This window comes from Actinophytocola sp. KF-1 (assembly GCF_054661535.1).
In genome coordinates, this window is record NZ_BAAFVK010000010.1 from 1 (window position 1) to 12847 (window position 12847).

Annotated in this window: 12 protein-coding genes and 1 pseudogene; 6 read left to right on the forward strand and 7 right to left on the reverse strand. The window is 70.1% G+C overall.

Annotation, left to right across the window (positions count from 1 at the left end):
- Both ACYQ77_RS28085 and ACYQ77_RS28090 read left to right on the forward strand, forming a co-directional pair.
- Positions 1–119, forward strand: a pseudogene (locus tag ACYQ77_RS28085) (IS982 family transposase); the annotation flags it as partial.
- An 81-nt stretch (positions 120–200) separates the two neighbouring features.
- The gene (locus tag ACYQ77_RS28090; RefSeq protein ID WP_459716477.1) at positions 201–1115 is read left to right on the forward strand and encodes an IS982 family transposase; all 915 of its coding nucleotides are present in this window, start codon (positions 201–203) and stop codon (positions 1113–1115) included.
- Positions 1116–1146: 31 nt separating this feature from the next.
- Here ACYQ77_RS28090 and ACYQ77_RS28095 read toward each other — a convergent pair whose 3' ends face one another.
- Together ACYQ77_RS28095 and ACYQ77_RS28100 are read right to left on the reverse strand one after the other, a co-directional pair.
- A complete protein-coding gene (locus tag ACYQ77_RS28095) occupies positions 1147–2670 on the reverse strand; it encodes a PH domain-containing protein (protein ID WP_459716478.1) in 1524 nt (507 codons plus the stop codon).
- Positions 2667–3161: a PH domain-containing protein gene (locus ACYQ77_RS28100; RefSeq protein WP_459716480.1), complete on the reverse strand. Its 495-nt coding sequence runs from the start codon at positions 3159–3161 to the stop codon at positions 2667–2669. Before ACYQ77_RS28100 ends, ACYQ77_RS28095 begins: the two co-directional genes overlap by 4 nt.
- 98 nt (positions 3162–3259) lie before the next feature.
- On the opposite strand from ACYQ77_RS28100, the gene ACYQ77_RS28105 reads away from it, so the two are divergent.
- A complete protein-coding gene (locus ACYQ77_RS28105; RefSeq protein WP_459716482.1) occupies positions 3260–4300 on the forward strand; it encodes a WD40/YVTN/BNR-like repeat-containing protein in 1041 nt (346 codons plus the stop codon).
- Between the two features lies 1 nt (position 4301).
- Here ACYQ77_RS28105 and ACYQ77_RS28110 read toward each other — a convergent pair whose 3' ends face one another.
- The 3 genes from ACYQ77_RS28110 to ACYQ77_RS28120 form a co-directional block, all read right to left on the reverse strand.
- Entirely contained in the window at positions 4302–4844 is a 543-nt protein-coding gene (locus ACYQ77_RS28110) for a hypothetical protein (RefSeq protein ID WP_459716484.1), read from the reverse strand.
- A gap of 86 nt (positions 4845–4930) precedes the next feature.
- On the reverse strand, positions 4931–6529 hold the full coding sequence (locus tag ACYQ77_RS28115) for a DHA2 family efflux MFS transporter permease subunit (RefSeq protein ID WP_459716486.1): 1599 nt from the start codon (positions 6527–6529) through the stop codon (positions 4931–4933).
- Positions 6530–6540: 11 nt separating this feature from the next.
- Positions 6541–7014, reverse strand: a complete 474-nt coding sequence (locus tag ACYQ77_RS28120) for a MarR family winged helix-turn-helix transcriptional regulator (RefSeq protein WP_459716488.1) — start codon at positions 7012–7014, stop codon at positions 6541–6543.
- Between the two features lie 178 nt (positions 7015–7192).
- Here ACYQ77_RS28120 and ACYQ77_RS28125 point away from each other — a divergent pair, with 178 nt between their 5' ends.
- A complete protein-coding gene (locus ACYQ77_RS28125) occupies positions 7193–9559 on the forward strand; it encodes a Tex family protein (RefSeq protein ID WP_459716490.1) in 2367 nt (788 codons plus the stop codon).
- On the opposite strand, the gene ACYQ77_RS28130 is transcribed toward ACYQ77_RS28125, so the two are convergent.
- Positions 9556–10530 carry a zinc-binding dehydrogenase gene (locus ACYQ77_RS28130; protein WP_459716491.1) on the reverse strand — a complete coding sequence of 325 codons (975 nt, stop codon included), beginning with the start codon at positions 10528–10530 and terminating at the stop codon, positions 9556–9558. The two genes, ACYQ77_RS28125 and ACYQ77_RS28130, sit on opposite strands and share 4 nt — an antisense overlap.
- 35 nt (positions 10531–10565) lie before the next feature.
- Positions 10566–10877, reverse strand: coding sequence for a MerR family transcriptional regulator (locus ACYQ77_RS28135; protein WP_459716493.1), 312 nt, complete (start codon positions 10875–10877; stop codon positions 10566–10568).
- Positions 10878–10954: 77 nt separating this feature from the next.
- Between ACYQ77_RS28135 and ACYQ77_RS28140 the strand changes: the two genes are divergently transcribed.
- Positions 10955–11866, forward strand: a complete 912-nt coding sequence (locus ACYQ77_RS28140) for an oxidoreductase (protein WP_459716495.1) — start codon at positions 10955–10957, stop codon at positions 11864–11866.
- Positions 11867–11875: 9 nt separating this feature from the next.
- The gene (locus ACYQ77_RS28145) at positions 11876–12457 is read left to right on the forward strand and encodes a pyridoxamine 5'-phosphate oxidase family protein (RefSeq protein WP_459716496.1); all 582 of its coding nucleotides are present in this window, start codon (positions 11876–11878) and stop codon (positions 12455–12457) included.
- Positions 12458–12847 lie beyond the last annotated feature (390 nt).

The following is a 12847-nucleotide window of genomic DNA, read 5'->3' on the forward strand; positions in this document are numbered from 1 at the left end:
CCATCGAAGGCGTCGGAGTCCGCATCGCCCAACGCCTCCTCGCCCTCACCGCCGCCATCTGGCACAACCGCGCCACCGGCCAAGCCATCACCCGATCCCTGACCGCCTACGACCACTGACCGAATTACGCATCAATCGTCTAGATGGTTGATTCCAAGGGGTGAGTCCGGGCATGGGACGAGGGTGTCCATGATCATTGTGTGACGAATGACGTGGACACCCTCGCGACCGCACTCTATGTCAGAACCGATGATCTGCTGACGCAGGCACCGGATCTTGCGCCGTGGCGACCAAAGATCGGGATAAAACCCCGGCTCACCGATGCTGAGCTGGTCACGCTGGCGGTGATGCAGGCGTTGCTCGGGTTCACCTCCGAAGCCCGCTGGCTGCGTCATGCCCGGGCTCATCTGGGGCACTTGTTCCGTTATCTGCCTCGCCAGCCCGGCTACAACAAGAGGCTGCGCCGGGCTTCGGCGTTGATCCGTTCGGTGATCAGAGTGCTGGCCGCCGACACCACGCTGTGGACCGACGATGTGTGGCTGGTCGATTCCACCCCGGTCGAATGCGGGCGCTCCCGCGAGACCTCGAAACGTTCCGACCTGGCTGGTTGGGCCGAGTACGGCTACTGCGCTTCGCATTCCCGGTTCTTCTGGGGTCTGCGCCTGCATCTGGTCTGCACACTGGGCGGCTTGCCGGTGGCCTATGCCCTGACCGGCGCCAAAGCCGACGAGCGGCAGACCCTGCTGGGCATGCTCACCGCCGACCCGGCACTGGTCGACCAGCGTCCCGGCCAAACGCTGATCGCCGACCGTCACTACTACGGCCGCGACTTCGAACACACCCTGCGCACCGCCGGAGTAGTGCTGTTACGCCAAGCCCGCAACGGTGAGACTCCACGACCTGGGGCGCACCTGTTCAAACCGCTGCGTCAGACCATCGAGTCGATCAACCACACCTTCAAAGGTCAGCTCGACCTGGAACGACACGGCGGACGCACTCCAGCCGGAGTCATCGTCCGCGTCCTGCAACGCATCCTCGCCCTGACCACCACGATCTGGCACAACGACCGCACCGGCCAACCAGTCAAACGATCACTGATCGCCTACGACCACTGACCTTGGAATCAACCATCTAGGCGCGGAGCAGTCAGGTGCGGACGGTGGTGGGGTGGGTGTCGGCGTCGCCCTGGTGTTCCAGGAATGGGGTCAGCAGGCCCGGCACCGCCTGCTCGGCGAAGCGGAGGCCCTCCTCCGTGCCCACGTCGTACACCGGGTACGCGCCCTTGTTCGCCGCCGTGGTGGCCTTGATGGTGATCAGGCCCGCGCGGCGTTGGAACGGGGACGACTCGATCGTCCAGCCGATCACGCCCGTGCGCAGCAGTGCCGCGGTTCGGCGGGAGCCGACGCCGTAGCGGGTCACCAGGTGTTCCTCCGCCAGGCCGTGGCCCAGGTTGCGGTACGCCTCGAACGCCAGGAACACCGCCGCCGGTGTGAGCACCACCGCGGCGATCCACGCCAGATGCAACAGCACGTCCGTCAGCAGTACGCCCAGCACGGCCAGCACCGCCACCACGCCCAGCACGCAGTACAGCGCCCACCGCACCCTGCGCCACAGTGCCGCGCGCGGGTGTCCGGTGACCGCCGTCGCGGTGGCGGCTTCCGAGCCCAGCACCTCTGCCGCCACCCGGCGCGCGACCGCGAACGGCGCCGCCGGTAACAGGGTCTTCGGGTCCGTGCGGTCGTCGTCGGTCTGCTGGCGCATGCCCGTCGCGATCACGTCCACGCGCGCGGCACCCATCGTGCGCACGCCCAGCGGCTCGATCACCTCCACCCCGCGCAGCCTGCGCCGTTCCAGCGTCAGCGACCGGGTGTTGAGCAGGCCACGCGACATCACCAGGTTGCCGTCCTCGCGGCGCAGCGAGTACCGGTACCACATCTCCACGAACAGCCCGAGCGAACCGATCACGCCGACGACGATCGCGATCGCCACCAGCACGGCGATCAGCCCGACGACCGGTAACCCGCCGAACAGGTCGCGCACGGTCCGGAACACCGCGCCCTGCAGGTTGAACCACTCGGACACCTGCATGACCGCACCGAACGCCGCCGCGCCGAGGATCGGGGTGGTCACCGACACCGGCGCGTACCGGATCCACCGCCAGTCCAGCGCCGCGATCTCGTCCCCCTGCGTGCCGGCGACGGTTTCCGTCCTGCGCAACAGTTCCCTGCGCAGCAGCTCGGCCTCCGCCTTGCTCACCGGGTCGAGCGTCAGGTGGCTCGACTCCGACGTCTGCTCACCGGTGCCGATCTTCACCCGCGCCACGCCGAACACGCGCTGCAGCGGGTTGGCGGTCAGGTCGACCGTCCGTACCCTGTCCCTCGGCACGGACCGCATCCGGTGCAGCACCCACGCGTACCGCAGCTCCACCCGCTCGTCGGTCACGCGGTAGGTGGTGTGCCGCCACCGCATCAGGTCGATGAGCGCCGCACCGGCGGTCACCACCACGACGCCACCGAACGCGATCAGCAGCACCAGGCCCAGCCCGGCCTTGGCCGCGAACCCGAGCACGAACGGTGTGGCCGTGCCGATCGCGAGCCCGCCGAAGGTGACCGCCGTGACGTGCACGGTCTTCGGGTGCAGCTGCTGCCAACCGTTGTTCGCGGTCGTCATGTCGCGTCACCGGGGTTGGCCTGCGTCACCTCGGTCAGCTTCTGCGCCAGCTCCGCCGCGACCTCGTGGTCGAGTCCCTTGATCTTGAGCGGACCTGCGGCCGACGCCGTCGTCACGGTCACGCTCGATAACCGGTACGCCTGTTCGAGCGGCCCCCGCTGGGTGTCGACGGTCTGGATGCGCGACATCGGCGCGATCCGCCACTCCTGCCACAGCCAGCCGGTGCGCGTGTAGACGGCGTCCTCGGTGACCTCCCAGCGGTGCACGCGGTACCGCCAGATCGGCATGACGATCATGTACGGGATGCCGACGAGCAGCGCCACCCCCAGCGCCAGCAGCAACCACGGCCGCGCGGGTTCGATGAGGAAGGCGAGCACGCCGAGCACCACCGTGACGACCCCGTTCGAGATCGCCTCGCTCGTCATCCAGTACCGCACCGCCCGCGGGTCGACCCTGTTCGCGGGTGGTCGCAGCCGTACCTGTGCCTCCATGGCGGCCACGGTACTGAAATCCGGGTTCGGGCACGTCCACCCGGAGTCCGGTTCTGATGTCATTCCCAGGGTGGACATCGCCGGGTTAACGTCCGCCCATGAAACGTGCGCTGATGATCTCCCTGCTGGTCCTGGCCGCACTCCTCACCGCCCCGCCGGGCGCGAGCGCGGCCGCCCTGACCTGGAAGACGCTGCCCACCGGCACCGACGCCCAGTTCCGGGGGCTGTCCGCGGTCAGCGGGAACGTCGCCTGGGTGTCCGGGCAGCGCGGCACCGTGCTCAGGACGGTCGACGGCGGCCGCACCTTCGCCCAGATCGGTCCGCCGGACACCGCGGACCTCGACTTCCGCGACATCGAGGCGTTCGACGCGAAGACCGCGGTGGTGCTGTCGATCGGCGAAGGCGAGTCGTCGCGGATCTACCGCACCACCGACGGCGGCCGTACGTGGGCCGAGACGTTCCGCAACACCGAGCCCGCCGCCTTCTACAACTGCCTCGCGTTCTGGGACTCCCGCAACGGGGTCGCCGTCGGCGACCCGGTGGCGGGCGAGTTCCGCGTGCTGACCACTTCGGACGGTGGCCGCACGTGGACACGTGTGCCGGGCCTGCCGCCCGCGCTGCCCGGCGAGTACCAGTTCTCGGCGAGCGGCCAGTGCGTGACGGTCGCCGGCCACAGGGACGCGTGGCTCGCGACCGGCGGTTCGACCGTCGCGCGCGTGCTGCACTCGAAGGACCGCGGCCGCACGTGGACCGCGTCGGTGACCCCGCTGGCCGGCAGTGCGAGCGCGGGCGTGTTCGCGGTGGCGTTCCGCAACCCGCGCACCGGCATCGCGATCGGCGGCGACTACGCGAACCCCACCGGCGCGACCGACGCGCTGGCGCTGACCAGGGACGGCGGCACGACCTGGCGGGAGCCGGAGACCGCACCCGCCGGCTACCGGTCGGCGGTCGCGTACCACCCGTTCCTGCCGACGGTCCTGATCGCGGTCGGCCCGTCCGGCAGCGACGTGTCGCTCGACGGCGGCCGCAACTGGCGCCAGTTCCACGACGGCAGCTTCGACTCGGTGGACTGCACCCGTGACGGCGCGTGCTGGGCGTCGGGCGCGCGTGGCGCGGTCGGCACCCTCACGTTCGGCTGAGTCAGCCGCGCCAGTCCGCGGGGTGCAGCGGGGCGGCGGCCAGCATGGCGCCGCCCCCGATCGTGAAGCACAGGGTGGCCGGGGAGAACGCGCTCACCTCGCCCTCCGAGTGCCCCACGAGCGCGAACACCAGCAGCCAGGCGAGCGCGCACCCGACCAGCAGGACGGTGCCGCAGATCCGCGCCAGCTTCACGGGTCCGCTGCCGACCGGGTCGCCGAACAGGCGCAGCAGGGCGAACAGGGCGACCAGGATGGCCAGCCCGAACACCCCGACGACGACGGCCGCCATGATCGCTTCCTCCGCGAACGGGCCGTCCCCGGCCCCGCCGATGCCGAAGATCGTCGGGAGCAGTGCGACGGAGTCGTCGTCGGACGGCTCGGTCGCGGCGAGGAACGGCACGAAGAAGCCGAGCACCATGGCCGCCACGCCCAGCGCGGCGACGCCGCGGAACAGGCCCTTCTCGACCCGGTGCACGCGCTCCCGCAGGTCCCGCAGCTGGACCCGCAGTTCCCGCACCTCGTCCTCGGCCGTCGTCTCGTCCATGCCGGGAGGGTAGACGGCCCGCTACGCCGAGAAGGGCACTTTCCGGGCGTTCATGCCCCGAAAGTGCCCTTCCTGTGCACTGTGGACTAGGCGCGGTCGCCCGCCCGCTCGTCCAGCACCGGCGGCGGCTCCGCGCCCTCCGGCAGCACGTCCTCCGGCTGCTCCGGCGCGGGCGGCGTGCCCTTGCCGCGCGGCAGGAACAGCGCGGGCACGAACGCGACCGCCAGGAGCACCAGCGCCCACACGAACGTGGACGAGTACGCGTCCGACATCAGGTTCGCGAGCTGCGTGCGGATCGGCTCCGGCAGGTCGGTGATCTTCGCGTTCGCGTCCGGCGCGGCACCGGCGGGGGCGTTCGCGAGCAGCGGCGCCAGCCGGTCCTTCGTCTCGTTGAACAGGATCACCGACAGCAGCGCGGTACCGATCGACGCGGCCACCTGCTGGATGATGTTCAGGCTCGTCGACGCGCGGGCGACGTCCTTCTGCCGCAGCGTCTTCAGTGCCGCCGACATGATCGGCATCATGGTCATGCCCATGCCGAGACCCATCACGAACAGCGCGGTCCCGATCGCGAAGTACGAGGTGTCGCCCTCCAGCCGCGTGAACAGCACCATGCTGCCGACGATCACGATGATGCCGAGCTGCGCGATGCGCGCCGAGCCGAACTTGTCCACGATCAGGCCGGCCGCGGGCATCATCACCATCGCACCGATGCCCTGCGGGGCCAGCAGCAGACCCGCCGACAACGCGCCCTCACCGCGCACCTGCTGGAAGTACAGCGGCATGAGCAGCATCGACCCGAAGAACGCGACGGTGAACAGCACCATCGTCACGGTGGCGACGGAGAAGCTCCGGTCGCGGAACAGCTTCAGGTCGATCAGCGCGCCCGACGTGCGGGCCGCGTGCCAGATGAACACCGCCACCAGCACCGCGCCGACGCCCGCGGGCCCGTACACCTCGGGGTGGCCGAAGCCCTCGTGCGCCGGGACCTGCGCGAGACCGTAGATCAGCGCGGCGAGACCCGGCGACAGCAGGATCAGGCCGAGCACGTCGAGCTTCTCCGCGGGCCGCGGCTCGTCCCGGTCCAGGATCTTGATGCCGAGCAGCAGCGTCACGATGCCGACCGGCACGTTGATGAAGAAGATCCAGCGCCACGACACGTCGTCGACGAGCCAGCCGCCGAGGATCGGGCCGACGATCGGGCCGAGCAGCATCGGCACGCCGATCACCGACATCACGCGGCCGACCCGCTCGGGACCGGCCGCCTTGGTCAGGATGGTCATGCCGAGCGGCATCAGCATGCCGCCGCCGAGACCCTGCAGGACCCGGAACAGGATCAGCGACTCGACCGACCACGCCATGCCCGCCAGCGCGGAGCCGACCATGAACAGGAAGACCGCGGTCAGGTAGATCCGCTTGGTGCCGAACCGGTCCGCCGCCCACCCGCTCAGCGGAATGACGGTCGCGAGTGCCAGCGTGTAGCCGGTGGCCACCCACTGGATCGTGTTCAGCGTGGTGTCGAACTCGTCGATCAGGTGGTTGATCGCGACGTTGACCACGGTGATGTCGAGCATCGCCATGATCGCGCCGAGTACGACGACCGACGCGATGGAAAGGACTCTGCGGTCGAGCTTCTCCGAGCCCGTGCCGGCCGCCGACGGCGTCGGCGGGAGCACTTCAGTCACAACTATCCCCTCTAGCAGCCAGGTGTGGTGTTGGGCTGTTCCCCCCGAGCCAGCAGCGGCGACAGTGCCTGTGAAAGCTGCTCACGCTCGTGGTCGCTCAACGACTCGACGCACTCGCGCACGGCCTCGCGGTGGGCCTGCAGGAGACCGCCGACGAACTGCCGGCCGTGCTCGGACAGGCGGACCCGCTTGACCCTGCGATCGTTGTCGTCCTCCCTGCGCGTCACCATCTCGGCCTTCACCAGGCCCTGGACGGCTCGTCCGGCGGTCGCCATCGACAGCCCGAGCAGCCCGGCGAGCTCGTGGACAGCCAGTTCCCCTTGGCTGTCGGCGAGCACGAAGAGCGCGCGCATCTGGGAGAATGACAGATCGAGTCCTCGGGCGACACCCAATATGTGCGCCTCTCCGCTCTTCTTCAGCCGCGCAAGGCAGTCCATCACCTGATCGGTGACGGACTCGACGGAGGAGAGCGGACTTACTTGCACAGTACAATCATCGCACCGACGCAACTAACTGCAAGTGACTGTGCGCCGGGTCTCACTACGCTTTCGGCGTAACTCGAGCCGTTCTGTATTACTGAGTGCAATCCGCGACCGAACGCGCACGCAGCGACGCGACCCCCGTCCATCGGGATTGTCGGGGGTGCGGGGCAGAATGCTCGCCGTGACAGCCACGGCCACTCCCCCTTCCGTCTTCCTGCGCATCGCCGAGGAACTCGGCGTCGCCGAGCGCCAGGTGCGCTCGGCCGTTGAGCTGCTCGACGGCGGCTCGACGGTCCCGTTCATCGCGCGGTACCGCAAGGAGGTCACCGGCGCCCTCGACGACGCCCAGCTCCGCACGCTGGAGGAGCGCCTGCGCTACCTGCGTGAGCTGGAGGAGCGCCGCGCCGCCGTCCTCGACTCCATCAAGTCGCAGGGCAAGCTGACCGACGAGCTGGCGGGCCAGATCATGGCCGCCGACTCGAAGGCACGCCTCGAGGACATCTACCTCCCGTACAAGCCGAAGCGCCGCACCAAGGCCCAGATCGCCCGCGAGGCCGGGCTCGAGCCGCTGGCCGACGGCCTGCTCGGCAACCCGGACACCGACCCGCTGGCCGCCGCCGCGGTGTTCGTCGACCCCGACAAGGGCGTCGCGGACGCGCAGGCCGCGCTGACGGGCGCGCGCGACATCCTGGTCGAGCGGTTCAGCGAGGACGCCGACCTGATCGGCGGGCTGCGCGAGCGCATGTGGGAGCGCGGGCGCCTGGTCGCCAAGGTCCGCGCGGGCAAGGAGACCGAGGGCGCCAAGTTCGCCGACTACTTCGACTTCTCCGAGCCGTTCACCAAGCTCCCGTCGCACCGGATCCTCGCGATGTTCCGCGGGGAGAAGGAGGAGATGCTGGAGCTGGTGCTCGACCCGCACCCCGACGACGAGCAGCCCCCCGGCCCGACCGAGTACGAGGTCCGGATCGCCGCCCGCTTCGGCATCGACGACCAGGGCCGCCCCGCCGACAAGTGGCTGGCGGACACCGTCCGCTGGGCGTGGCGCACCCGGATCATCGTGCACCTGGGCGTCGACCTGCGTGCCCGGCTGCGGCAGGTGGCCGAGGACGAGGCGGTGCGCGTGTTCGCCGCCAACCTGCGTGACCTGCTGCTCGCGGCGCCCGCGGGCACCCGCGCGACGATGGGCCTGGACCCGGGCCTGCGCACCGGTGTGAAGGTCGCGGTCGTCGACGCCACCGGCAAGGTCGTCGCCACCGACACGATCTACCCGCACGCCCCGGCGAAGCGGTGGGACGAGTCGCTGGTGAAGCTGCACGCGCTGGCCCGCGCGCACGACGTGGAGCTGATCGCGATCGGCAACGGCACCGCGTCGCGCGAGACCGACAAGCTGGCGGCCGAGCTGGTCGCGAAGAGCCCCGAGCTGAAGCTCACCAAGGTGATGGTGTCCGAGGCGGGCGCATCGGTGTACTCGGCGTCGGCGTACGCGTCGCAGGAGCTGCCGAACCTGGACGTGTCGCTGCGCGGCGCCGTGTCGATCGCGCGCCGGCTGCAGGACCCGCTGGCCGAGCTGGTGAAGATCGACCCGAAGTCCATCGGCGTCGGCCAGTACCAGCACGACATCTCCGAGACCAAGCTGTCCCGGTCGCTCGACGCGGTGGTCGAGGACTGTGTGAACGGCGTCGGCGTCGACCTGAACACGGCGTCGGTGCCGCTGCTGACCCGCGTGTCGGGCATCGGCGGTTCGCTCGCGGCGAGCATCGTCGCGCACCGCGACGCCAACGGCCCGTTCCGCTCGCGCACCGCGTTGAAGAACGTGCCGAAGCTGGGCCCGAAGGCGTTCGAGCAGTGCGCGGGCTTCCTGCGGATCCGCGACGGCGAGGACCCGCTGGACTCGTCGAGCGTCCACCCGGAGGCCTACCCGGTGGTGCGCCGGATCGTGTCGTCGACCGGTCTGGAACTGGCCGAGCTGATCGGCAACACGAAGACGCTGAAGTCGCTGCGCCCCGCCGAGTTCGTGGACGAGAAGTTCGGTCTGCCGACAGTCACCGACATCCTGGCGGAACTCGACAAGCCGGGCCGCGACCCGCGACCCGCGTTCAAGACGGCGTCCTTCAACGACGCGGTGCACACGCTGAACGACCTCAAGGTCGGGATGGTGCTGGAGGGCGTGGTCACGAACGTGGCCGCGTTCGGCGCGTTCATCGACATCGGCGTGCACTGCGACGGGCTGGCCCACGTGTCGCAGCTGTCGCGCAACTTCGTGAAGGACCCGCGCGAGGTGGTCAAGTCCGGCGACATCGTCCGGGCGAAGGTGCTCGAGGTCGACATCCCCCGCAAGCGGATCTCGCTGACGTTACGGCTGGACGAGGACACCGCCGCGCCGCGCCAGCCCCGGGACCGCGACCGCGACCGGGGCCCACGCGGCGGCGGCGGCGGTCAGCGCGGCGGGCAGCAGCGTGGTGGCGGGCAGCAGCGCCGCAACAACCAGGCACCCGCCGGTGGCGCGATGGCCGACGCGCTGCGCAGGGCGGGCTACCGGCCCAACTAGCGCCACGGGTCGATGGCGTGTTTGCCACGGGTCCGGCCTGCTTCGAGTTCCGCGAGCACGGCCGGCCCGTCGGCGAGCGCATGGACCTCCGGTTCGCCCGGCGGGTACACGCCCAGCGCGATGAGCGCCTCGAGGTCGGCGAGCAGCGCCCGGTAGATCGCCGGTGCGGCGGTCGCCAGCGCACCGATGTGCAGGCCCTTGATCTGCGGCCGGTAGGTGAAGACCAGGTCGTGGGTGGTCAGGTGGGCGTCGCCGGAGGCGGCACCGAACACCACGACACGGCCGGTGAACGGCCTGGCGACCGACAGGCTGGTCGTGAACGTGGCCCGTCCCACCGATTCGAGGACCACGTCGACGCCGCCGGTCAGCCGCATGATCTCGGCGGCGAGGTCGGGTCGCGTGCTGTCCAGGACCGTGTCGGCGCCGGTCACCGCGTCGTGCTTGGCGGGGGACGCGGTGGCGATCACGCGTGCCCCGAGGTGGCGGGCCAGGCGGACCGCGGCCTGCCCCACGCCACCCGCCGCGGCGTGGACGAGCACCACCTCACCCGGCTGGACCTGGCCCAGCGGCTTGAGCGCCGCCAACGCGGTCGCCCAGTTCAGCACCATGCCGAGGGCTTCGGCGTCCGTCCACCCGGACGGAACGGGCAGCGCGCCGGCCGCGGGCATCGCCATGTACTGCGCGAACGCGCCCGGACCGGCGCCGATGACGTGCGTGCCGACCGCGAGGGGCGCGTCCGGGCCCGCGGCGACGATCTCGCCCGCCGCCTCGAAGCCGGCCGGGTAGGGCGGCCGCGGCCCGTCGCCGTAGGTCCCGCGGGTCTGCATGACGTCGGCGAAGTTGACCCCGGCGGCGCCCACGCGGACCAGGTACTCGCCGGGTCCCGGGGCGGGGACGGGCAGGTCGGTGAGCGTCAGGTCGCCCGGCCCGCGGTGTGACCGCTGGACCAGGGCACGCATCGTTTTCTCCATGGCCGCAAGGTAGGACCCTCACGCATGTGTGAAGGTCAAGTCGCGTCCCGCAGGAAGGCGTCGAGCGCCGATCGCTGGGCGTGCAGCGCGTCGATCCGGGCGGCGAGCCGGTCGCGGTAGCTACGCACCTCGTCGAGGAACCCGTCGGTCCCGGCGTCCCTGATCAACCGGACGGGCAGCCCGGACGCCAGCAGGGTCCGGATCGCGACGACGCGGTCGATGGTGAACCCGCAGTAGTCGCGGTACCCGTTGCCGAGGCGGCCGGGAACGATCAGGCCCTCGTCCTCGTAGTACCGCAGCGACCGCACGCTCACGCCGCTCGCCCTGGCCGCGTCACCGATCCTCATGCCTACCACAACACCGTGCCGGACCTTGCTCTTCCGCGTTTGACCTGGTGCGCGCACCAGGTCCTAGCGTCGGGAACATGACCCAACACAAGATCGGCTCCGGGTTCGGGTTCCACAGCACCGCCGACGAGGTGCTGGCCGGGATCGACCTGTCCGGCAAGCTGGCGATCGTGACCGGCGGGTACTCTGGCATCGGCCTGCCCACCACGCGGGCACTCCAGCATGCGGGGGCACACGTCGTCGTCCCGGCGCGCAGGCCCGCGCAGGCCGCGCGGGCCGTGGACGCCGAAGTGGACGAACTCGACCTGTCCAACCTGGCCAGCGTGAAGGGATTCGTCGAACGCTTCCTCGCGTCCGGCCGCCGCATCGACCTGATGATCAACAGTGCGGGCATCATGCGGACGCCGGAGACGCGGGTCGGACCGGGCTGGGAGCTGCAGTTCGCCACCAACCACCTCGGGCACTTCGCGCTGGTCAAGGGCCTGCGCCGGGCACTGAGCGACGACGCGCGGGTGGTGTCCGTGTCGTCCGCGGGCCACCACCTGTCCGACATCCGCTGGGACGACCTCCACTTCGAGCGCGACGCCTACGACCCGAGCGTGGCGTACGGGCAGTCGAAGACGGCGAACAGCCTGTTCGCGGTGCAGCTGAACGCCATCGGTGTCCAGGCGTTCGCCGTCCACCCGGGAAAGATCCGCACCCCGCTGCAGCGGCACATGTCGCACGAGGAGATGGTGGGCAACGGGTGGATCGACGAGGCGGGCAACGTCGTCGACCCGACGTTCAAGACACCGGAGCAGGGCGCCGCCACCCAGGTGTGGGCCGCGACCTCGCCGCGGTTGTCCTCAGTGGGCGGTCTGTACCTGGAGGACTGCGACGTGGCGGAACTGGCCGAGCCCAACCCGGACCTGGCAGGCGTGCGGGAGTACGCGGTCGACCTCGACGCCGCCGCGAGATTGTGGGAGCTTTCCACCTTCCTGGCCAGGTAGGTTGGATTCATGGGGAAGGTATACGAGGGGATCACGCCGCGGTTGCGGGCGTTCATCGAAGAGCAGAAGGTCTTCTTCGTCGCATCAGCACCACTGGCGGCGGACGGCCACGTCAACCTGTCACCGAAGGGCAGGGAGGGCACGCTGGTAGTCCTGGGCGAGCACACGCTGGCATACCTGGACTTCGGCGGCAGCCATGCCGAAACGGTGGCGCACCTGAGGGAGAACGGCCGCATCACCCTGATGTGGTGCGCGTTCGCGGGCCCGCCGAAGGTGCTGCGCGTACACGGCAAAGGCACCCCCATCTTCCGCGACGACCCCCGCTGGGCAGAACTGATCCCGCACTTCGCAGACGCGGACGGCCCAGCAGCACGGGCCATCGTCCTCGTGGAGGCGGTCATGGTGAGCGACAGCTGCGGCTTCGCGGTGCCGTTCATGGACTACCGCGAGGAACGCACACAACACGCGCAGTACTTCGGCCGCAAGACCGACGAGGAGTTTGCCGCCTACTGCGCGAACAAACCACACAACGTGGCAAGCATCGACGGCCTGCCCGCAATCCCGGTCCCACTACCGGCACGCACGTCGTAACGACCACCCCGGCCCAACGCGCCGCCCCGATCAAGGCGCGCAGCAGCACAGCCCGAGCCACCACACCACGAGGCTGCTGCCTGCCATCCCGTCGACCTGGCGAAGCCCGATCACACCGTGTCAAGGGGGCCCGAAGCACGACGCGCCCACATGCCCAAAGCCGTCGGGCCCCCTTGACGCGGTGTGATAGCCCTCCGGGAGGTCGACGGGACGGCAGGCAGACCACTCAACAGCAGTCCTTGCCAACCCAGCCCCGTGCCCGACCCGCTGCCATCCCGGAGACCAGCCCGTCCGGCGAGGACCCCCCGGAGGGAAAACCCCGCGCAAGGTCAACCACAAAGCCCGGGACGCAAACCGCTGACCTGCGAAAACCGAAAGAAAACCGCAGCC